We start from the raw sequence: 20,600 nt of genomic DNA, 5'->3' as shown, positions 1-20,600 counted from the left end.
AGCCTCGCTATTCGGCTTTTGCACTGGGACCGGCGGCTGACTGCGTGCCAGCCGCTGCCGCGCCTGTCACATCATTGACCAGCAATCCGGCCCCGGCTTCGGGTATCCGGGTGGTCAGCAGGGTTTCGCCCGGTTGCAGGTCGCCGCTGACGAGTATGAAGCCGTCATCGATCGCAAGAGCATCAACTTCGCGCGGCTCTAGCCTGTCGTCGACGACGACATAGACCGTCCCTCCACCGTAATACGCGGTCTCCGGAATTCGGAAACTGTCGGGATAGGTCCGGTCCGGCAGGGTCACTTCTACAAAGGCACCGGGGCGAAGAGGAACGGCCGCGTCCGCGCTGTCGATCACGGCGATCACTTCGACACCGCCGCGCGTGCTGGCAACATCCGCGCCGATCCGGCTCACGGTCGCCGGATAGGAGACAGCCTTGTTGCCGAGATACCAGGTCACTTCCACCGGCCGGCCTACGACCGTTCCGCTGTCGGCAAGCAAGCGCCCATACTGGTTGTCGGAGAGCGTAAAGCGCACCTCGAACTCGTCGCTGCTGTAAAGCGAAACAACCGCGTCGTTGACACTGACCAGGCGTCCCGGTTCGGCAGCTTCCGTGCGCACAATCGCATCGAAGGGCGCGCGCAGCACTGTGTTGTCCAGCTGGCGATTTGCGTTTTCAAGTCCCCATTGGAGACGTTTGAGCGTCGCGGTCTGCTGGACAACCTTGGCTTCTTCAAGGGCGAGCGAGTTCTGACGCTGCTCAACTGCCTGCTGGCGCTGCGAGACAAGCAGGCGCCGGTCATCAACAGTTCTTTCCGTTACCGCGCCCCGTCCAATCAATTCCTCCGCGCGCTCCAGATCCCGCTGTGCGAAATCAAGCTGTTCCCGTGCTCGGACAACATTGGCTTTTTCAAGTTCGACGCGGCCTTCGCTCTCCACGAGGCCCGCGCGCGCTTCGGCAAGATTGGCCTCAGCCTCGGTCACCGCGCCCTCGTAGTCAAAGCGGTCGATGGCAAGAAGAACATCGCCCTGTGAGATGTGCCCGCCTGCCTTGAGATTCGGATGCGCCTCGGTTACTTCCCCAGCGACAAGTGCCCGCAATTCAACTTCACGGCCCGCAGTCGTTTCGCCAAAGACATTGATATCCGGCGCGAAACTTCCCTTTTCAAGCGTTGCCGTCTCGACGGCGTAGCTGCGTTCCACGATAGGGCGCTTGGGAACCTCGGGCTTCGTCGCGACCAGGGTCTTCAGTCCCTGGAAGGCACCGAGCAATATGGCGAACGCAATCAGCGCCTGCAGCAGCGCTTTGAGAATGAGCATAGCCCGCTTCCATCCGCCGCCAGATTGCGGATCGACGGGTGGAAGGACTTCAGAGACCGGTTTGTTTCCGGAGTCCTGAGGCAAAGACTGCAACATGTTTCAGCGTTCCGGGGCTACCAAATATTGTTCGGGCTAAAGACTATCATGCATGGGGATAAGATTTACTTCGCACTGCGAAATTCAAGACCCGGATACGTCCCGAAGTGCCAAAACGCACCCTGAAAATTGTAACGGAATATGTCTGAACAGCCAAAATCGCGAATTTTGACGCAATCACGCCTCAAATTCGTATTTGGCATTACAGAACTCGCAGGTCACAACGATCTTGCCATCCACGGTCATGTCCGCGATTTCGTCTTCCCGGAACCCGGCAAGAACACCTTCGATTTTTTCCCGTGAACAACGGCATTTGTCTGACAGGGGCTGCGCGTCGAACAGGCGCACGCCGCGTTCGTGGAACAACCGGAACAGCAGCATTTCGACACTGACTTCCGGATCGGTCAGCTCGACATCCTTTACGGTGTCGACCAGAAACTTTGCCTCCACCCAGGCGTCATCTTCCTCGACCTCATGCGGCAGCGTTCCTTCCGGAGCGTCTCCCGGATCGATGTCCGCCTGACGCAAGCGCTCAGGTGCTTCCGGCAAGAACTGGATCAAAATACCGCCAGCTGTCCAGGTTTTGGCATGGCCCTCACCTTCTCGGCGCGTATAGAGCTCGCCGACACCAAGGCGGATCTCGGTCGGAATCTGCTCTGAGCGTTCGAAGTAACGGCGCGCTACTTCTTCCAGCGATATGCCATCGAGCTCCACCAAGCCCTGATATCGCTGCATGTGCTGGCCCTGATCAATGGTCATGGCCAGGTGTCCGTGCCCCAGCAATGCCTCCGGCGTTGCCTTGCCTGCCTTCGCCAGGGTTTCTACGCGGTCAGCGTCGAATGTCGCGCAGGCGCGGATCGCATCGGGGGATGCGAAATCGACGACCAGCATCGATACCGGACCCTCGGTTTGGGTCTGCAGGGTGAAACGACCGTCGAACTTCAGCGACGTTCCAAGCAAGCCCGTGAGCACAATTGCTTCCGCAAGCAGGCGGGAAACCGGTTCGGGATAGTCATGCCGTCCCAGAATGCTCTCCAGAACAGGACCGAACGCGACCGCCCGGCCACGTACATCCAGTTCTTCCACGGCAAAGGGCCGGACAGCGTCCAGCCCTGCGGGCGCGATACCCAGTTCTTCAAGATTCAGTGCCACGTCGGCTATGCCTCAACCTTTGCCGAAACACCAGGCAAGAATGCCCTTTTGGGCATGGAGCCTGTTCTCGGCTTCGTCAAAAACCACGGAATTGGGACCATCCATGACTTCGGAGGTAACCTCCTCGCCGCGATGCGCCGGAAGACAATGCATAAAGATAGCGTCGCTGTTTGCCTCGGCCATCAGACGATTGTTTACCTGGTACGTGCTGAGGAGGTTGTGACGGGACTGTGAATCGTCGTCGCCCATGGACACCCAGCAATCCGTAATCACGCAATCGGTTCCCTTGACCGCCTCATATGGGTCTGTCGTGACCAAAATGGAACCACCCTTTGCGCGAGCCGTGTCGATCAGCTCCTGGGGCGGCGCCAGTTCGCCCGGCGTCGCGATCCGCATTTCGAAGTCCAGTCGTGGCGCGGCGTGTACCCAGGACGCCAGCACATTGTTGCTGTCGCCGGTCCAGGCAATGCTTTTGCCGCTGATTGACCCGCGATGCTCTTCGAAGGTCATCAGGTCCGCCATTATCTGACAGGGATGCGAGACTTTCGTGAGCCCGTTGATCACCGGGACAGTCGCGTGCTCGGCAAGCTCGTTCAATTCGCCATGATCGAGAATGCGGATCATGATGGCATCAACAAACCGCGACAGGACCTTGGCCGTGTCACCAATGCTTTCACCACGGCCAAGCTGCATTTCCGCGCCGGTGAGCATCAGCGTCTCACCGCCAAGCTCGCGCATTCCGACATCGAACGAAATCCGCGTACGGGTGGAAGGCTGTTCAAAAATCATCGCAAGTATCTTGCCGGCGAGCGGTCCCTCGCCCCGGCGGACACCGTTTCGCGACGCCTTGATCCTGCGCGCTGTATCCAGAATAGCGCGCAGTTCATCTCCCTCGAAGTCGGTGAGGTCCAGAAAGTTCCGGTAAGCGGCGTTGGCAGTCATTCGGCCGCTCCTTCCACAAGCTTTGCCTCAACCGCGATCGCTGCCTGCTCCAGGCGTTCCAGTGCCACAGAGATTTCGTCTTCGGTCATTGTCAAAGGCGGCATGATACGCACGACGTTGTCACCAGCTGGAACGGCCAGCAGTCCAGCGTCTCGCGCCGCGGACACGTATTCCGCTGCCGGCACAACGCATCTGAGCCCCAGCATGAGACCCGTGCCGCGCACCTGATCCAGTACCTTTGGGTGGCTGTCGACGAGCCCTGCCAGTTTCTGCTTGAAGCTGAGGCCCTTTTTCTGCACCTCTTCGAGAAACCCGTCCGCCAAAACAACATCAAGGACCGCATTGCCAACCGTCATGGCCAGCGGGTTGCCGCCGAAGGTGGTGCCATGGGTCCCGGGAGCGAGAGCCGAAGCGGTTCGCTCGGTTGCTAGGCACGCTCCCATTGGAAAGCCGCCACCGATGCCCTTTGCGACGGCCATGATGTCCGGGCTCACACCGGCCCATTGGTAGGCGAAGAGTTTTCCAGTGCGTCCAACACCCGTCTGGATCTCGTCGAAGATCAGCAAGATGCCGTTGTCGTCGCAAAGCTGCCTCAGCGCGCGCAGGAATTCCGGTTGGATTTCACGAATGCCGCCTTCACCCTGGATCGGTTCAATTGCAAGCGCCGCCGTGTGCGGGCCTATGACCGCCTTGAGCGCATCCAGGTCTCCTGCCGGGACCTGGTCGAAACCCGGTGCCTTGGGACCAAACCCTTCCAGGTATTTCGCCTGGCCGCCGGCCGCAATCGTTCCAAGGGTCCGGCCGTGGAACGCTCCCTCGAAGGTCACGATCTGATAGCGATCGGGTTCGTTGTTGTCATAGTGATACCGCCGCGCGCATTTAATCGCAGCTTCCATCGCCTCTGCACCCGAATTTACAAACAGCACCCTGTCGGCAAATGTCGCCTCAACGAGGCGCTGTGCCAGACGTTCGCCGTCCGGGATCTGATGAAGGTTGGAGACGTGCCAGAGTTTGGCTGCCTGCTCCTGAAGCGTCTTGACCAGATGCGGATGGCCGTGCCCGCAGGAATTCACTGCGATGCCGGAACCGCAATCGAGGAATCGTCGGCCGTCCTTGGTAACCAGCCAGACACCTTCCCCATGATCAAATGTCAGATTTGATCTTGCATAGTTTCCAAACAGCGCAGTCGCGGACATAACCTCTTTTTACTCCTCAGAGCACCCAGCCTCCTTTTGAAGGCAGGTGAAATGCTCTCTACATGGTGTCATCGATCAAGCTCGAACGCCAAACCGCCCAGGCCGATATTTCCCGTTTCCTGTTGCGGCACTTGCCCGGGAAACGAGCCCGTTTGATCCGGTGCGCTTCACGAGTGCGGACAAGCCAAAACGCAACGTGCCGCCCCGATGAGGCGGCACGTCGCAAGATGCTTATACACCGCGCGTACCGTTGGCTGTCAATGGAAATGCTGCTGCCGGCACTTAAAGTCACGTTTCGTGAAACGCTGGAAGGCCTTACCATAACTGGGGAAAAGTCCGCTCATCCCCAACTGGTTTGGGTGAAGCGGTTGCCTCACAAATTAACGTTATTGTAACCTCTGGCTCATCAAACACGAGATCTCGTGCGGCACATCACCAAGAGGCACAAGATATGCCAAAATTAGGCATGCTAGAGCATGTCTGACACGAGGTTAATGGCCAAATGGCCGAACTAAAGGGTGCGGGCAATGAGTTGGACGAACGAACGGGTTGAACTGCTCAAGAAACTTTGGAGCGAAGGCCTGAGTGCAAGTCAGATCGCAGGCGAACTCGGGGGTGTGACCCGCAACGCCGTGATCGGCAAGGTGCACCGGCTCGGGCTTTCCGGACGTGCAAAGACCTCAAGTTCCAGCGCAAAGCCGCGCCGGCCGCGCACCGCCAGCCCCGCTGCAGGAGCAGCACCAAAGAAACCTGTGCAGCAACCGCAGATGATCGGAGCTACGGCACTCAAGGTGGACACGTCACCTGCACCTGTCGCTGATATCAAGCCTGAGTTGGAACCCATGCCCGAGATGGTCATTCCGATTTCTCAGCGCGCAACGATCCTTACGCTGACTGAGCGGACCTGTAAGTGGCCGATCGGTGATCCTGCGACGGACGATTTCTATTTCTGTGGCCGCGTTTCCGATGCTGGCGTTCCTTATTGTGCATATCACTGCAAGATCGCTTATCAGCCTGTTGCTGACCGGCGCCGCGAGCGAAAGACGGTTGCGCAGGCCTCCTGATATTTTCCTCAACCATTGAAAAACCCGCCTTTGTGGCGGGTTTTTTGTTTTGGACAAAAAGTCCGTCGGGTTTCGGTTAAGTATTGCCCGCGAGAACCTGTCAGCTGGCAATCGAGAACTGGTCATTGAAGGCGTAGCCTGCGCCACGCACGGTCCGGATCGGATCCTTCGCCTTGCCCTTGTTGAGCGCCTTGCGCAGCCTGCCAACATGAACATCCACCGTACGTTCATCGACATAAACATCGTGACCCCAGACACCGTCCAGAAGCTGTTCACGCGAGAACACGCGGCCCGGGGAAGTCATCAGGAACTCAAGAAGCCGGAACTCGGTCGGCCCCAGGTGTATTTCCTTGGTGTTACGGCGAACACGGTGGGTTTCACGGTCGAGTTCAATGTCACCGGACCTGAGCATCGTGGAGACGACTTCCGGACTCGCTCGGCGCAGGATTGCGCGCACCCTTGCCATGAGCTCGGGGACCGAAAAAGGCTTTACGACATAGTCATCGGCACCAGTCGACAGACCGCGGATACGTTCTGCTTCCTCGCCGCGCGCCGTGAGCATAATGATCGGCAAACGTTCGGTGTCTTCCCGTGCCCGCAGGCGCCGGCACAGTTCAATTCCGGAGAGCCCGGGAAGCATCCAGTCCAGCAGGAGCAGATCCGGCAGGCTCTCCCGCAGGCGGATTTCGGCTTCGTCTCCACGGACACAGGATTCGACCTGGTACCCTTCCGCTTCCAAATTGTATCTCAAGAGAAGGCTGAGCGGTTCTTCGTCTTCAACGATCAGCACTTTCGGCATTCGTTCACGCTCCGATATTACCGGCCGGCACACGCATGCCGGCCGAAAGAGTCCCGCAGTCTTTCAGTGCTTAGCCAGCACTTGTTGTTTCATCAAGCTTTTCACGGTCTTCGGGAAGCCGTTCGCCGGTGACCATGTAGTAGACGTTTTCCGCAATATTGGTTGCATGGTCACCGATGCGCTCGATGTTCTTGGCGCAGAACAACAGGTGCACGCATTGAGTGATCACGCGCGGATCTTCCATCATATAAGTCAGCAGTTCACGGAACAGGGACGTGTAGATGGCGTCGACTTCAGCATCGGCCTCCTGCACCCGGCGAGCTGCTTCCGCGTCGCGTTGCGTGTAGGCGTCGAGTACCAGCTTTAGCTGGCCGAGCGCGAGTTCCGTCATGTGTTCAACGCCGATCGCCAGCTTCTTCGATTGCAGATTGCTGTCGATCGCAATCGCGCGCTTGGCGACGTTTTTCGCCAGATCACCAACTCGCTCAAGATCGTTGGCGATGCGGCTTGCCGCGGTGATTTCGCGAAGGTCCTGCCCCATGGGCTGACGGCGCGCGATCATTTCGATCAATTTTGCCTCAACCGCCTGGTGCAGCGTATCGAGCCGTTCGTCGTTTGCGACAGTGGTCTTGGCGAGTTCGTGATCCTGAGAAACAAGAGCTGCGACCGCGTCGGCAAAGGCGCGTTCCGCGAGGCCACCCATTTCGGCGACCTTACCGGCCATTTCCGTCAGTTCCTCGTCATATGCCGAGACAATGTGTTCAGACATCCTGTGTCCCTTTCCGATTTCGGAAAACCGCTTAGCCGAAGCGGCCAGTAATGTAATCCTGAGTGCGCTTGTCTTTCGGATTTGTGAAGATGTCCTCCGTCGGACCTTCTTCAACCAGAATACCCAGGTGGAAAAAAGCTGTACGCTGAGAAACACGCGCCGCCTGCTGCATGGAATGCGTCACGATGACAATGGTGTAATTCTCACGCAGCTCATCGATCAACTCCTCGACCTTTGCCGTGGCAATCGGGTCAAGGGCCGAGCAAGGTTCGTCCATCAGGATCACTTCCGGGCTGACCGCAATGGCGCGCGCGATGCACAGACGTTGCTGCTGCCCACCGGACATTCCCGTTCCGGGCTCGTCCAGACGATTTTTCACCTCTTCCCAAAGGCCGGCTTTCTGGAGGCTCGAGGACACTATGTCGTCGAGTTCCGCCTTATTGCGGGCGAGACCGTGGATACGCGGACCATAGGCGATGTTGTCGTAGATCGACTTCGGGAACGGGTTCGGTTTCTGGAAAACCATCCCGACCTTCGCCCGAAGCTGCACCGGATCGACTTTGGGGTCGTAGATATCTTCGTTGTCGATCTTGATCGATCCTTCCACGCGGCAGATATCAATCGTGTCGTTCATGCGGTTGATCGTGCGCAGGAAGGTCGACTTGCCGCAGCCGGACGGGCCGATGAAAGACGTCACCGAACGCGGTTGGATTTCAATGTCCACGTCCTTGATGGCATGTGTATCGCCATAAAAGACCTGAACCTTGTTTGCGGATATTTTGCTCTCGGTCATTTCGTTCGCCTGTTCAATACTCGGCATCTCGTTCATCGCATCAATCCTTACCAGCGGCGTTCAAACCTGCGGCGCAGGATGATCGCGAGAATGTTCATTGAGAGGAGGAAGATCAGGAGGACGATAATTCCACCCCAAGCTTTCTCAGTAAACGCGAGATCGGACCGCGCCGCCCAGGTGTAGATCTGTGCAGGCATTGCCGAATTCGGCTCGGTGAAGCCGGCGATGAAGCCATCCGGGTAACCGCGCGCGACGAACCCGACCATACCGATCAGAAGCAGCGGTGCCGTTTCGCCCAGTGCCTGTGCCAGCCCGATAATGGTTCCGGTCAGAATGCCGGGCATCGCCAGCGGCAGCACGTGATGGAAGATCGCCTGCATCTTGGAAGCGCCAACACCGAGTGCTGCGTCCCGGATGCTTGGCGGAACCGCCTTCAGCGAAGCGCGCGTGGAGATAATGATCGTCGGCAGCGTCATCAGCGTCAGGACCAAGCCGCCGACCAGCGGCGCAGATTGAGGCAAATGCATGAACTGGATGAAGACCGCCAGACCCAGAATACCGAAAACGATAGAAGGAACGGCCGCCAGGTTCGAGATATTCACCTCAATCAGATCCGTGAACCTGTTCTGCGGTGCGAATTCTTCAAGATAGATGGAGGCGGCCACGCCTATCGGAAGCGACAAAAACAGAACCACCAGCATCATGAAGAAAGACCCGATCACCGAAGCGCCGATGCCCGCCGCTGCGGCATTGTCCACACCGGCGTCCGCACCGGTGATGAAAGGCCAGTTAAAAACGGTCTTGATGACGCCAGCCTCGACAAGATTATCAACGACGTCCAGATCCGATTTCATCAGAAAGCGGCTGTCGGTCATGCCTTCACGGGTGATACGACCGCTCATATAACCGTCTACCCTTGAGGATGCTGCAAGGTCGAACCTGACCGGTTGGCCCAGTTGGTCCTCATTTTCCCGGAAAAACTCGCGGATCGTACCACCCGGCTTGCCGACGATGCGCTCGATGGCTTCGGGTTCCACGGGTGTTTCAATACCGCTTTCCTGGAGCTGGCCGGTCAGCGCATTGATGAAGATTTCCTCGTAGGCCCTTGTCTTGAACAGCGTGCCTTCGGCAGCGTCGTACTGTTCCTGCGTCAGAGTGAACTCAACTTCAACGACCGTGCGCGAGAAAGCCGGAAATCCCTGCGAGATGATCGCGTAGGCCAAAACGACAAGAAAGAACAGCCCGATCGCAATCGCTCCAATGCCGTAAGCCTGAAAGCGCTTCTCAGCAGCGTTGCGTTTGCGTGTCAGATCATCAAGCGCGTAGAGCGACTTCGGCTGCATCGGAGCTTTCGCCGGCGATGCGGATGTCTCGGGAGGAAGTGTTGCGTCGGTCATCAGTCATACTGCTCCCGGTATTTGCGCACGATATAGAGTGCGACAATATTGAGACCCAGGGTTATCACGAAGAGTGTCATGCCAAGCGCGAAGGCAACCAGCGCGACAGGCGACGCAAAGTCTGCATCTCCGGTCAGCTGACTGACGATCTTGGCGGTGACGGTTGTCATGGCCTCGAACGGATTGAGGCTGAGGCGCGCAGCCGCACCGGCACCGAGGACCACGATCATCGTTTCACCGATCGCACGTGAGGCCGCCAGCAGGATCGCACCCACGATCCCGGGAAGCGCCGCCGGCAGGATTACCTGGCGCACCGTTTCGGACTTGGTTGCTCCAAGACCGTAGGACCCGTCGCGCATTGCCTGGGGCACAGCGTTGATGATGTCGTCCGACAGCGAGCTCACAAACGGGATCAGCATGATACCCATGACGAGGCCCGCGGTCATGACCGCCGTTCCCGCCTGCATGATTCCGAGGCCCTCATTACCAAAGACGGACAAGAGCAGCGGGCCTACGGTCAGAAGCGCGAAAAGGCCATAAACGATTGTCGGGATACCGGCCAGCACCTCAAGCAGCGGCTTGGCGACGGCGCGCACCTTGGGTCCTGCGTATTCGGACAGGTATACCGCCGCGAAAAGGCCGATCGGGACGGCAACGAGGAGCGCGACGATCGAAATATAGAGGGTGCCCCAGAGCAGCGGCAGGATGCCAAGCTGGGACGAGCTTCCGCGCCCGGAGAAACTCGGCGACCAAGTCAGGCCGAAGAAGAAGTCGGAGGCGGGATATAGTCTGAAAAACTCCCAGGTGTTGAACACCAGAGACAACACGATCCCGATGGTGGTCAGGATGGCGATAGACGCCGCCGCAATGAGGATTGCCTTGACGCCCTGTTCAACGACGTTTCGCGCCCTGAACTCGGCATTGGTTTCCCGGATAGCCCAGAATGCCGCGAAAAGTGCGACCAGAATGACCGCAATCGACATGATCAGATTGCCGGTCGCATTCAGAATGCGATACCGCTGTGCGGCCCGTAGGATCGGCTGCGTGATCTCGGATGTAACGATCTGCCCAGCATCTCTGAGACGCGTGCTTATGTCCGCGAAGTCGGCACGGGCATTGCGCGCGAATTGCTCGGTCATCGCGCCCGTTGCAACAGCGTTGTCGAGGCCTCTCGCAGCGCGGCGTACCTCGGCAAGAACAAGCCCGCGGGACGATCCTTCTGCGATCGACGTTTCAGGGATCATACCGGAAATGACGTTGTTAACGTAAAATGGCTGCGCGAGCAGCCATACAATGAGGAGCAGAAAGGCAGGGACAACCACCTTCATTGCTACGTTTGCCCCGTAATAGGACGGTAGGGAATGCAGAGCTGACAGCTCTCCCCCAGCACTGGACATGGCCCGCGACCGCCCCAGAACGTACCCCACCCCAGCGATGGCAAGCACGATCAAGATGAGCCAGAACAAAGGCATTTGCTCCCCCGGATAAAAACGAAAATCGAAAAGAAAAGGGGCGGCGGAATATGCCGCCCCGTCGATCGAGCGAGGGCTCGATTACTTCATTGTCTCTTCGTTGGCGACGGACGCCTGAACAGCTGCCAGTTCCGGATCGGATACCAGGCCATACTGAGCCAGCGGGCCCTGCGGACCAGCAATTTCGTCAGCGATGAAGAACTGAGCGTACTCTTTCAGGCCCGGGATCACGCCGATATGTGCCTTCTTGATATAGAAGTACAGCGGACGGGAAACCGGATACTCGCCGGAAGCGATCGTCTCGGTGGACGGAGCAATGCCGCTCATGGTGGCGACTTTCAGCTTGTCGGTGTTGTTCTCATAGAATGCGAGACCAAAGACACCGATGCCGTTCGAGTTGGTGTCGATGCGGGCAAGCGTCTCGGTGTAGTCACCGTCGATGTCAACGGACTTGCCGTCGCGACGGACTGCGATGCAGGCGTCTTCAGCATCGTCCTCGGACATGCCACCATCCATCATTGCCTTCAGGGCACCGGACTCTTCACAACCAACAGCCAGAACCTTCTCTTCGAAGACTTCACGTGTGCCGTGCTTTGTGCCCGGAATGAAGGCCGCAATGTCGACATCCGGCAGTTCAGAGTTGAACTCAGACCACTTGTTGTAAGGGTTGTCGACGATCTCGCCGTCCTTCAGAACTTTAGCGCCGAGCGCGTTGAAAACGTCAACCGGTTCGAAAGCTGTGAAAGCAGGACCGTCTTTTTGAGACGCGAACACGATTCCATCATAGCCGATGCGCACTTCGATGATGTCTTTGACACCAGCTTCGGCACATGCCTTGATTTCTTTTTCGCGGATCTTGCGGGAAGCGTTGGCAACGTCGATGGTGTTTTCGCCAACACCTTCACAGAAGCGCTTCAGGCCTGCGGAAGAACCACCGGACTCAACGACAGGTGTCGGGAAGTCGGTGTTTTCGCCAAAAGCTTCAGCAACGATGGAAGCGTACGGAAGAACTGTAGAAGAACCTGCAACCTGAACCTGGTCACGAGCCTGAGCTGCGCCAACGAATGCAGTGGAAGCAACAGCGAGAGCCGTTGCGCTTACGAGGGTCGTAAATTTCACTTGACCACTCCCTTTGAATGTCAAGGTTTGTAGAGGATCACCGAACACGAGATGCACGTGTGATGCCGGGAAACTAGGCCCGCTGGATGAGAGTTCTATGACAGTTTCTTCTCAGTTTTGTGACAATTTAAATTATTGAAAAATATAGATAATTTTGTTTTCTTGACTGTTTTGTGTCAAAGTCGGGCCTGCATGAATGTTACACTGACGCAACGGTTGCAGGTTGCGGAATCACACTGACGTCGAGTTAGTTCAGATCGCTTCAGGCTGCGGCCATGCATCAAAGGAAATGGACGCTCCACTTGTCAGAACACTGCGCCGGCGCTTCCCGATCATCAAAAGAGATATTCAGAACAAGATCCCGTGACAGGGTTTGGCAATCTCTCGGCAAACGGTCTCTTGAAACAGTTTTAATCGCTTGGCGAAGAAAACAATCGCGTTTCACGGCAAGCCTTCAAGACGATCACTTCACTGCGGCTCGTCATGCAGATGCTGTTTCTTCCTGCTCGTCGGATTGCTCGAGCGCAGGCAGACGGACCCTGAATGTGGCTCCCTCACCCGGCTCGCTCTCGACCTCCAGACGTGCGCGATGCCGAGTCAGGATGTGTTTTACAATCGCGAGTCCGAGGCCTGTCCCCTTCAGTGCACGGCTTGATTCCACGTCCACCCGGTAAAATCTTTCCGTGAGCCGCGGAAGATGTTCGCTTGGTATGCCCTCACCATAATCACGGACAGACAACACCCACGACGCAGCATTCAGATCATCCACTTGTGCACTCAGACCCACATCGACAAAGTTTCCGGAGCTGCCGTATTTCAGGGCGTTTTCAACCAGATTTTCAACGACCTGTATAAGCTCATCCCTGTCGCCTCTCAACCGAACGGCCGTTTTAGGCAAATCGATGCGAATCTTCACGTCCATGTCCCTGGCCAGCGGGGACAGTGCGTCAGACGTATGACGAATGATCTCAGCAAGATCGACAATCGAAGCAGGGCGAACATGCGCCTTCAGCTCGATCCTGGACAAAGACAGGATATCGTCGATCAGCCGGCGCATTCGTCCGGCCTGATCCAGCATGATCGACAGGAACCGGTCCTGAGCCTCCGGATCGTTGCGCGCAGGCCCCTGAAGGGTCTCGATGAAGCCGGTCAAAGACGCAAGAGGCGTGCGCAATTCATGGCTGGCGTTTGCGACGAAGTCGGTTCTCATGCGCTCCAGACGCCGGTTTTCGGTCAGATCCTGAATAACAACAAGAATGAAATCAGGCAGCGGGTTGGAGCGGCCCTGCGCACTCGAACCTGGCATGTAGATGGGCGCAATGTGAGCTTCGTACCAAGTCTCGGTCGGGACTTTTTCAATCCAGCTGATCCGTTCAGCGCCACCAGAATTGCACACACGGTCAAACGCCTCCAGCAGAGAGGGGGCACGCAGGGAGAAAGACAGCGGATCCCCCGGTTTCACGCCGTCATAGGTGGCCAACGCCTGTGCATTGACATAACGCGTGATGCCGCGCCCGTCCGCCACGAAACACGGCGTCGGCAGCGCATCGACTGTCATCTTCATTCCGGTACCGGGCCACATACGGCGCATTTCACGCTGCGTATTCAGCCTGACACGACGGCTCGCAGACCGTCTGGGAATGAACGCCGCAACAGCGGTCATCGCGAGCATTGCGCCCGCCGCCGGCCAGAAGGGCACTTGAAAGAGAACAACGGCCGCGACCGCAGCGGCGAGCGCCGTCAAAAGCACCCAGCGGGCTTCGCCTATTCTCGTCAGGGGTGAGGCGGCGGACTGAGCCTCTGTGGGTTCATCTAAAGAAGATGAGGACATGGAATTACGCGCAATATAGGGAACCTGTGGGCTATGCCTCGTTGACCCGACACTATTTCGACGTCTTAAGAGTTTGCAAGGTCGAAATTCTGGTATCGAAAGCGGGCTGCAGTCGAAGTACCACAGCAAGCATGTCAGGCAGGCGACACACGTGCCAATTTCTTAGATCCGGTTCAACCGTGCTGTCACGAGGCCGGATTTGCTGCCGCAGCCTTCAGATTAGCGATGATCTCCGGCCACCCGTCCTGCCGGCGCATCATATCAAGATACTCCGTGCCCTTTTCGCCGTGGCGCAAAAATTCGTTGTGCACGATTTCAAGCCGGGTTTGTTCGCCCGCTTCGCGAAAATTCACCATAACGCGGCTCGCCGTCAGAGGATCGGCGACTTCTTCCCCGTCCTGGGAGATCTGCCATGCCAACCGGAGATAAATCGGTGGTTCGATCGACAGGACGGTTCCCCAAATGCGCCGTCTTCCATTGCCGTCTATCTCGTAGCAGCTACCGCCGACGCAAGGTTCAATACCTGCATCGATCTGGCCTTCGCCCGGTGTGTGAAACGGCGACCGCCACCACAAATCCAGCTTATCGACGAACAGCGAAAATGCCCGGTCACGCGGTAAATTCAACAAAACGTCGAACCGGCATTCCTGATCATCCGTCATGCTTTTCCCACCACGTTCCCGTTGCCTCGCATTGTCTGTTGCCAGGTCACTTTATCTGAAGTCTCATCAAAGATCTGCTGGCCAGGCGCACCGACATTTTCGTGTACCGGCAAATTTCTTCATATTACGAAAATTGAACACCAAAGCGCGCGCATGCTTTTCGATTTATTGAGTGTTGCGTAGCTGATTCAAACGTCAGATACATGACGATATCATTGGCAGTCGGCAAGTTCTAAGGCGGTACACAGACCGCTTGTTCTGGTGGCCAGACCTTCCTGGTCTGTCTCGCCGCGCCCGGGCATCTTGAAATGGCAAGCATGAAACACGATCGCGACTTTGAGCCCAACTACGGCACTCCAGTGGAGCTTTCTCCAGGGTTCAGGCGCTTGACGGCCCCAAACCCGGGGCCCTTCACTTTCAAGGGGACCAACACGTATCTGCTCGGTACGCGGTCAATTTTGATCCTTGACCCCGGGCCCGCTCTGCCGGAGCACGTCGGATCGCTCGCAAAGGCGTGCGAAGGATCAAAGATTGAGGCGATCCTGGTGTCGCACACGCACATGGACCACTCGCCGGGTGCCAAGTTGCTGAAACAGGAAACCGGCGCTCCTATCATTGGATGCGGCCCGCATAAGGCGGCGCGCGATCTTCTTGAGAACGAAATCAACCCGCTCGACAGCAGCGGTGACAAGGAGTATCGGCCCGACCGCCAGTTGCAGGACGGCGAGATCCTCCAGTGCGCCGAGTTCAGTCTTGAAACCATTGAAACGCCGGGACACACGGCGAACCATCTCTGCTTTGCCCTTCAAGGCGAGGATCTGTTCCTGTCCGCAGACCATGTCATGGGTTGGTCCACGTCGATTGTTGCACCGCCGGACGGATCAATGTGCGACTACATGACGTCAATCGAGAAGCTGCTCGCCAGGGCCGAGACAAATTACTATCCCGGGCACGGTGGAATGGTTGCGGACGCAAAGGCATATGTCCAGGATCTCAAGCAGCACCGCCTCCAGCGGGAGGCCTCCATTCTTGCACTGCTTGCCAAGGGCAGTTGGTCGATCCCGGAAATTGTGGCAGAGCTTTATGCGGATATAGATGTGTCACTTCATCCCGCTGCAGGTTTGTCTGTTTTTGCGCATCTTGAAGATCTTGCTAAGAGATCCCTCATTACCTCGACACCCGAGCTGTCGCTCTCAGCCCGATATTCGATCCAGACCATGCGGTCGTAAGCCGAAGCTGCCAATTTCCCGAAGATGGATGCAAAATGGATCTAACCGGCCAGATCGGAAATGTCCGGACCGTCTGTATCCGGCGCGGCCTCTTCTTCGAAGTATGGCTTGAACCCCGGCAATGGAACGAGGTCTTGCGGCGCTTCGATCAACTCGGGTTCGAGCGTTTCTTCCAGGTCGCTTTCTTCAACCGACAAACGTCCAATATCGCCGTAAGTCTCAAGCAAGACACGATCAATTTCGGCGAACACCGTCCTGATCTGGCCGGCGTTGGTCGACATATCCCGCAAGGGCGTTCTGGAGCGGGATCGCACATCCAGCAGAGCACCCACGCGGTCGGGCCGAATTCGAAGGGCCACATCGAACTTCAGCCCCAGCACAGGGGTAGATCCTTCCGCCTGCAGACGCGTTGCCGCATCGAGCAGATCCGGCGGCAATTCATCAACGACAGTCCAATTGAGGTTTTCAAGTGCCTTGGCGCCCGCAACATGCAATCGGCCAGGCGCGATCCTGTATCTCCTGGGCACAATGTCAGCAGCGCGCTGGCCCGGTTCCAGCCTGGAAAGTATTCCAGACACGGTATACTGCGATACGACAGGCCATACTTTTTCCTCAAGCAGGGACGTCGTCCAGCTCAAGAATGGCTGTTCTGTTGCAACGGTCTGCGGTTTTACCTCAGGCGGATCGAACTTGTCCGTCGTGATGTCATTCGCGCCCGGACTGGCAATCAGCATGCCTGCGACCAACGCTGGCGGGAAAAGGGCGATTATCGCAAAGAGCGATCCCGTCAACGCTGCCGGGATGCCAGGCCCGCCAAGGGTCCAGATGCGGTGAAACGCGACCAACGCCAGCAAAAGCGCGATCAGAGCAAACACGCCAGCGCCCGCGAGCGAGAGCGCAAAAACATCCGCATCCACCAGTCCTGCCCGCTTGGCAAGAAACGCGGTGACAGCGATTGCAAGCGCGATCGAACCTATTGTTCGGCTTGCCGGCGCAGAAGCTGTTTTGTGGATCGCGTATCGCTTCATGTGTTCCCAACCTGCATCGCAAACGCATCGCTGCCCGCGATCGGCCAAATCAGATATCTATTTCGTTTACAGACAAATTGTCAAAAATGAACTTCACTTCCACTGCTTGGTCAGAATAAATTCGTGGTGTCGGCAAAATGGCCACGCTGAGTCGCGTGCGCGGCCAGAACACCTGAATTCCACAGAACAATCCGTTGATCAGCCAGCGCCCGCCCGATCCATGTTTCAAAACCACTGTCCAAGAGATCCAAGCGTGCAGAAAAAGGACAAGAGAACCGGTGGTCTGTTCGGAACAGGTTTTGGCAATATCATTTTGTGCTACGCTTTCATCTTAACATTTTTCCTGTCTCCGTTTGCACTTTACTTCGCGATCAGCTTCTCCGAACCCGCGGAAAACCGTTTTTTTGCCCACTACTACTATATTCGCACAACAATTGCTGTAATGGTCATCGGCGGATGCATGGGAAGTCTGATGATCCTCTTGGGAGCAGACGTGTCTTCGTTCCTGATACTTGCCGGATTGGCTGTCGTTGCCTTGGCGGGAATGCTCACCTTTTTGCGATGCCTGAAGGGAATCCTGTGCGCATTCAAGGGCGAGCCGCCTCGCACCTACACGAGCTATCTGCTGTGAGGTAGGAACCTGGCGGCCCCGAATGAGCAAGCAAAAAATGAAACCGTTACGAATTACTTAACGCAATACTTCAAATTTGCTGCCCCTGGGTTACATCCTGTTATAGAAATTGACTGGCTGAGACGGCTAAAGAAGCGCATGATTTCAATGCTGATTGCGGGATGATCGCGGAAAAATCCGATTTTTAAAGATCCCGCCCTTGGAATGCCGCAATTGGACACGACATGCACGCGGCCCGCAGTTTACCGCGCACCAAATCGCCAGTTAGCGGGGACTGGTACAACAAACGGACCTGGAAAAATGTCTGAGCAATCGTCCCAACCGGTATCAGAAGAACCGGCTGGAGCCAAATTGATTAACCAGTACAAGCCCGTCGGTATTGCTGCTTTGAATGCAGCAGCGCTGTGCAAGAATGCAGGCGCCTCGACGAAGAAAAACAAGTAATTTACCGCGACTGAGCGGACTGATTATTTGAAGAGTTCGTGTTGGCTGCGGCCAGCACAGCGTGAGTTTGTGTCTCAATCCGTTGTGCCGCTTGCACAATCGCCTCGACACGAGCCCGCGATGAAAAGACCCTTGCAAAACGTAGCGCTTGTGAATACCGCAGACGCTTCCTGCCGCTGGGATACATGACCCGGCGGCCGGGGTCTCTCCTTGCTTCCGCTAAAAGCGCGATCAGCCGGCACACCCATTTCGTTGCCCGCTCCGCTTTCTCGTTCGTGTCCTGCCAAGCTTAACCGTCCGGGCCGAAAGGATCGGCGACCCGTGTACGCGCGAAAACCTCTTGCAATAGATGCCAAACTCGCCTTCTCATCAGGCTCTTGTCACCTGCAACCGACCCTTCCGGTGCAATGCGACTGTGCGGAGTTTGCCTCATGATCATTGCCTACTGCCCATCCGTCAAAGGCCTGGAACGAATTGAACTTGCACCGGACGCGCCGCTTCCGGCGACTTCTGTCTGGATCGACCTCGTTGCGCCCACCAGAGACGAACAGAAAGCTGCCGAAAAGCTGATGGGTGCAGAGATCCCAACCCGGGAGGAAATCGCATCGATCGAGACGTCAGAGCGGCTTTACGTGGAGCCGGGTGCCGTTGTCATGACAACTCAGATGCCAATGGCGACACGGACGCTCGATCCCATCCTGTCTTCCGTCACATTCGTGTTGAGTTCAAAACGTCTGGTCACCGTGCGCTATGGCGAACCGCGTTCGATCGCCATCCTTTCAAAAAAAGTACAGGCAGACGCCACGATTGCTCACATGGGCCCGGCGGTTTTCTATGCGCTGCTCGACATTATCGTGGACCGCTGCGCCGATGAAATGGAAAGCGCATCTGCCCGTTACGACGAACTGGCGGTGCAGGTGTTCGGCGACGGCCTCAACATGCGCAAAACGGCGAGCTACCAGATCGCGATCAAACAACTCGGCCAGATCGGGCTTCATGTTGCCAAAATGCACGATGTGTGCACGAGCCTTTCCAGAGCCCTTTTGTTCATGAACACGCATGCGAAGCGGCTTGGCTTGAGCGAGGAGCAGGGAACGGAGCTTAAAACCTACGGCCGGGATATCCGCTCAATCAAGGAACACGCCGATGCCCTGGACAACAAGCTGGCGTTCCTGCTCGATGCAACCGTGGGTCTCGTGACCCTCGAGCAGAACCAGATTTCGAAGATTTTCACCGTGCTCGGTGTCATCTTTCTGCCCCCGACCCTCATCGCTTCGATCTACGGGATGAATTTCACGAACATGCCTGAGCTGCAGTGGGAACAGGGGTTTCTGTTCTCGATTGGCATGATGCTGGTGTCGGTAATCGCCACTTTCCTCTTCTTCCGCTGGAAGCGGCTTCTTTAGAACACGCGCTGTTGCAAAAACGCGGTCTTCACGGATAAAGCCGGTCCTTTTCCCAAGGCTCGTCTGGGGCCTCCCGTTTGAACACGATGCGGTCGTGCAAGCGGAAAGGCCGGTCGTGCCAAAACTCGATCGATGTCGGCACAAGGCGCATTCCCGACCAGTATTCGGGTCGCGGAATGTCTCCAATGCCGAATTTGGCAGTAAACCTGGCGACTTCCTTTTCCAGGGCAAATCGGCTTTCTAGCGGCCTCGACTGTTTCGACGCCCAGGCGCCAATGCGGCTGCCGCGCGGTCTTGACTGGTAATATGAGTCAGCTTCCTCGTTCGAGACCTGATGAACCGCGCCGCGTATGCGCACCTGACGGCGCAGGGACTTCCAGTGAAAACACATGGCTGCCTTTCCCGAAGACAGGAGTTCGGCACCCTTGGCACTTTCGAAATTGGTGTAAAAAACGAAGCCGCGCTCATCGACTTCTTTCAGAAGAACCATGCGCACATTCGGCAGGCCGGTTTCATCGACCGTTGCCAGCGCGACGGCATTCGGGTCGTTCGGTTCAGAGGCCTTGGCGTCCTCAAACCATTCAGAAAAAAGATCAAATGGTTTCTTGACCTCCGCAAAGTCACCTTTTGTTAACTCTTCGGGGGGATGCTTGAGGTCTGTCATAGGTTACCTGTCGAAGAATTCGACCGCCTGCAGTACGGCAACAATCTGCCAGCACGGGGGCTGTCTGTAGAGTGTATCGTATGCGTTCATATACTGTCAGGCGCAACAAGATCCAGTCTCTTGTCGGCCTCCTTCTTCTGCTTGGATGCTGCCTTGCCGGATGCGCCCGGGTGACGGTGCCTATCGGCAGCAACAATGTCGAGACGCCTACGGTGCTTACCGGCTCCATTCCTTCTCCCACCGACCAGGCCTATGCGGATGTTGACGCCGACGACCGCGCCGTCATCGCAGAAAATCTGGACACATTCGCCCCGTCCGCAAATGAGACGGCGGCCGATCAGGAAGTTCTGTTGTCCTGGCTTAATCCGATCAGCGGCAATTCAGGTACCCTTACGAAGATCGATGTCGACAACCTCGGCGAGACAGGTTGCCTGTCGTTCGAAACCACGGCGAACACCATCGCAGGCATCCGGCTCTACTCCGGAACGGCGTGCAGAGACATAACCCAAAAGTTCGCCGTAACAGCGCTCAGCGTTGCCGACGCTTGATCGCCCGGCCAAATCAAATCATAACAAAGCACCTGCCTATCTC

20 protein-coding genes are annotated in these 20,600 nt (G+C 56.9%); 6 read left to right on the top strand and 14 right to left on the bottom strand.

All coding sequences use genetic code 11. From position 1 onward, the window contains the following. Positions 1–7 precede the first annotated feature (7 nt). The 4 genes from ABVF61_RS18035 to ABVF61_RS18020 all read right to left on the bottom strand — a co-directional run bounded on the left by ABVF61_RS18035 (position 8) and on the right by ABVF61_RS18020 (position 4,701). Positions 8–1,411, bottom strand: coding sequence for an efflux RND transporter periplasmic adaptor subunit (locus tag ABVF61_RS18035; protein WP_353994922.1), 1,404 nt, complete (start codon positions 1,409–1,411; stop codon positions 8–10). A gap of 177 nt (positions 1,412–1,588) precedes the next feature. Next, positions 1,589–2,563, bottom strand: a complete 975-nt coding sequence (locus ABVF61_RS18030; RefSeq protein WP_353994921.1) for an Hsp33 family molecular chaperone — start codon at positions 2,561–2,563, stop codon at positions 1,589–1,591. Positions 2,564–2,575: 12 nt separating this feature from the next. Then, a complete protein-coding gene (gene argF, locus ABVF61_RS18025; RefSeq protein ID WP_353994920.1) occupies positions 2,576–3,505 on the bottom strand; it encodes an ornithine carbamoyltransferase in 930 nt (309 codons plus the stop codon). Then, positions 3,502–4,701: an aspartate aminotransferase family protein gene (locus tag ABVF61_RS18020; RefSeq protein WP_353994919.1), complete on the bottom strand. Its 1,200-nt coding sequence runs from the start codon at positions 4,699–4,701 to the stop codon at positions 3,502–3,504. Before ABVF61_RS18020 ends, argF begins: the two co-directional genes overlap by 4 nt. 527 nt (positions 4,702–5,228) lie before the next feature. Between ABVF61_RS18020 and ABVF61_RS18015 the strand changes: the two genes are divergently transcribed. Beyond that, positions 5,229–5,765: a GcrA family cell cycle regulator gene (locus tag ABVF61_RS18015; protein WP_353994918.1), complete on the top strand. Its 537-nt coding sequence runs from the start codon at positions 5,229–5,231 to the stop codon at positions 5,763–5,765. A gap of 100 nt (positions 5,766–5,865) precedes the next feature. On the opposite strand, the gene phoB is transcribed toward ABVF61_RS18015, so the two are convergent. The 8 genes from phoB to ABVF61_RS17975 form a co-directional block, all read right to left on the bottom strand. Beyond that, positions 5,866–6,564 carry a phosphate regulon transcriptional regulator PhoB gene (phoB, locus tag ABVF61_RS18010; protein WP_353994917.1) on the bottom strand — a complete coding sequence of 233 codons (699 nt, stop codon included), beginning with the start codon at positions 6,562–6,564 and terminating at the stop codon, positions 5,866–5,868. Between the two features lie 70 nt (positions 6,565–6,634). Beyond that, entirely contained in the window at positions 6,635–7,333 is a 699-nt protein-coding gene (gene phoU / locus ABVF61_RS18005; RefSeq protein ID WP_353994916.1) for a phosphate signaling complex protein PhoU, read from the bottom strand. A gap of 31 nt (positions 7,334–7,364) precedes the next feature. Further along, positions 7,365–8,162: a phosphate ABC transporter ATP-binding protein PstB gene (pstB, locus tag ABVF61_RS18000; RefSeq protein WP_353994915.1), complete on the bottom strand. Its 798-nt coding sequence runs from the start codon at positions 8,160–8,162 to the stop codon at positions 7,365–7,367. Between the two features lie 11 nt (positions 8,163–8,173). Further along, complete coding sequence (gene pstA, locus ABVF61_RS17995) at positions 8,174–9,523, bottom strand: phosphate ABC transporter permease PstA (RefSeq protein ID WP_353994914.1); 1,350 nt, start codon at positions 9,521–9,523, stop codon at positions 8,174–8,176. Then, positions 9,523–10,995: a phosphate ABC transporter permease subunit PstC gene (gene pstC / locus ABVF61_RS17990; protein WP_353994913.1), complete on the bottom strand. Its 1,473-nt coding sequence runs from the start codon at positions 10,993–10,995 to the stop codon at positions 9,523–9,525. Before pstC ends, pstA begins: the two co-directional genes overlap by 1 nt. An 81-nt stretch (positions 10,996–11,076) precedes the next feature. Next, the gene (locus ABVF61_RS17985; protein ID WP_353994912.1) at positions 11,077–12,114 is read right to left on the bottom strand and encodes a substrate-binding domain-containing protein; all 1,038 of its coding nucleotides are present in this window, start codon (positions 12,112–12,114) and stop codon (positions 11,077–11,079) included. 481 nt (positions 12,115–12,595) lie between these two features. Then, positions 12,596–13,945 (bottom strand): ATP-binding protein, encoded by a 1,350-nt coding sequence (locus ABVF61_RS17980; RefSeq protein ID WP_353994911.1) that lies wholly within the window; start codon positions 13,943–13,945, stop codon positions 12,596–12,598. Positions 13,946–14,130: 185 nt separating this feature from the next. Next, positions 14,131–14,607, bottom strand: a complete 477-nt coding sequence (locus ABVF61_RS17975) for an SRPBCC family protein (RefSeq protein WP_353994910.1) — start codon at positions 14,605–14,607, stop codon at positions 14,131–14,133. Positions 14,608–14,924: 317 nt separating this feature from the next. On the opposite strand from ABVF61_RS17975, the gene ABVF61_RS17970 reads away from it, so the two are divergent. Continuing rightward, positions 14,925–15,836 (top strand): MBL fold metallo-hydrolase, encoded by a 912-nt coding sequence (locus ABVF61_RS17970; protein WP_353994909.1) that lies wholly within the window; start codon positions 14,925–14,927, stop codon positions 15,834–15,836. Between the two features lie 41 nt (positions 15,837–15,877). Here the strand turns inward: ABVF61_RS17970 and ABVF61_RS17965 are convergent, their stop codons facing one another. Continuing rightward, entirely contained in the window at positions 15,878–16,864 is a 987-nt protein-coding gene (locus ABVF61_RS17965) for a DUF1499 domain-containing protein (protein WP_353994908.1), read from the bottom strand. A 253-nt stretch (positions 16,865–17,117) separates the two neighbouring features. Between ABVF61_RS17965 and ABVF61_RS17960 the strand changes: the two genes are divergently transcribed. The 3 genes from ABVF61_RS17960 (at position 17,118) to ABVF61_RS17950 (ending at position 19,345) form a co-directional block, all read left to right on the top strand. Further along, the gene (locus ABVF61_RS17960; RefSeq protein WP_353994907.1) at positions 17,118–17,495 is read left to right on the top strand and encodes a hypothetical protein; all 378 of its coding nucleotides are present in this window, start codon (positions 17,118–17,120) and stop codon (positions 17,493–17,495) included. A gap of 300 nt (positions 17,496–17,795) precedes the next feature. Continuing rightward, complete coding sequence (locus ABVF61_RS17955) at positions 17,796–17,939, top strand: hypothetical protein (protein WP_353994906.1); 144 nt, start codon at positions 17,796–17,798, stop codon at positions 17,937–17,939. Between the two features lie 431 nt (positions 17,940–18,370). Continuing rightward, the gene (locus tag ABVF61_RS17950; protein WP_353994905.1) at positions 18,371–19,345 is read left to right on the top strand and encodes a magnesium transporter CorA family protein; all 975 of its coding nucleotides are present in this window, start codon (positions 18,371–18,373) and stop codon (positions 19,343–19,345) included. Between the two features lie 28 nt (positions 19,346–19,373). Here ABVF61_RS17950 and pdxH read toward each other — a convergent pair whose 3' ends face one another. Next, a complete protein-coding gene (pdxH, locus tag ABVF61_RS17945; RefSeq protein WP_353994904.1) occupies positions 19,374–20,009 on the bottom strand; it encodes a pyridoxamine 5'-phosphate oxidase in 636 nt (211 codons plus the stop codon). 80 nt (positions 20,010–20,089) lie between these two features. On the opposite strand from pdxH, the gene ABVF61_RS17940 reads away from it, so the two are divergent. Further along, positions 20,090–20,557, top strand: a complete 468-nt coding sequence (locus tag ABVF61_RS17940; protein ID WP_353994903.1) for an RT0821/Lpp0805 family surface protein — start codon at positions 20,090–20,092, stop codon at positions 20,555–20,557. Positions 20,558–20,600: the final 43 nt, after the last annotated feature.

This window comes from Roseibium sp. HPY-6 (assembly GCF_040530035.1).
Classification (GTDB): Bacteria; Pseudomonadota; Alphaproteobacteria; order Rhizobiales; family Stappiaceae; genus Roseibium.
The sequence above is the reverse complement of the archived record's forward strand: the minus strand, read 5'-3'. Positions and strand labels throughout refer to the sequence as shown.

Coding starts and splice junctions, on each gene's coding strand:
- ABVF61_RS18035 (WP_353994922.1), bottom strand. CDS start 1,411: ATGTTGCAGTCTTTGCCTCAGGACTCCGGAAACAAACCGGTCTCTGAA.
- argF (WP_353994920.1), bottom strand. CDS start 3,505: ATGACTGCCAACGCCGCTTACCGGAACTTTCTGGACCTCACCGACTTC.
- ABVF61_RS18020 (WP_353994919.1), bottom strand. CDS start 4,701: ATGTCCGCGACTGCGCTGTTTGGAAACTATGCAAGATCAAATCTGACA.
- ABVF61_RS18015 (WP_353994918.1), top strand. CDS start 5,229: ATGAGTTGGACGAACGAACGGGTTGAACTGCTCAAGAAACTTTGGAGC.
- phoB (WP_353994917.1), bottom strand. CDS start 6,564: ATGCCGAAAGTGCTGATCGTTGAAGACGAAGAACCGCTCAGCCTTCTC.
- phoU (WP_353994916.1), bottom strand. CDS start 7,333: ATGTCTGAACACATTGTCTCGGCATATGACGAGGAACTGACGGAAATG.
- pstB (WP_353994915.1), bottom strand. CDS start 8,162: ATGAACGAGATGCCGAGTATTGAACAGGCGAACGAAATGACCGAGAGC.
- pstA (WP_353994914.1), bottom strand. CDS start 9,523: ATGACCGACGCAACACTTCCTCCCGAGACATCCGCATCGCCGGCGAAA.
- pstC (WP_353994913.1), bottom strand. CDS start 10,995: ATGCCTTTGTTCTGGCTCATCTTGATCGTGCTTGCCATCGCTGGGGTG.
- ABVF61_RS17980 (WP_353994911.1), bottom strand. CDS start 13,945: ATGTCCTCATCTTCTTTAGATGAACCCACAGAGGCTCAGTCCGCCGCC.
- ABVF61_RS17975 (WP_353994910.1), bottom strand. CDS start 14,607: ATGACGGATGATCAGGAATGCCGGTTCGACGTTTTGTTGAATTTACCG.
- ABVF61_RS17970 (WP_353994909.1), top strand. CDS start 14,925: ATGAAACACGATCGCGACTTTGAGCCCAACTACGGCACTCCAGTGGAG.
- ABVF61_RS17965 (WP_353994908.1), bottom strand. CDS start 16,864: ATGAAGCGATACGCGATCCACAAAACAGCTTCTGCGCCGGCAAGCCGA.
- ABVF61_RS17955 (WP_353994906.1), top strand. CDS start 17,796: ATGTCTGAGCAATCGTCCCAACCGGTATCAGAAGAACCGGCTGGAGCC.
- ABVF61_RS17950 (WP_353994905.1), top strand. CDS start 18,371: ATGATCATTGCCTACTGCCCATCCGTCAAAGGCCTGGAACGAATTGAA.
- pdxH (WP_353994904.1), bottom strand. CDS start 20,009: ATGACAGACCTCAAGCATCCCCCCGAAGAGTTAACAAAAGGTGACTTT.
- ABVF61_RS17940 (WP_353994903.1), top strand. CDS start 20,090: ATGCGTTCATATACTGTCAGGCGCAACAAGATCCAGTCTCTTGTCGGC.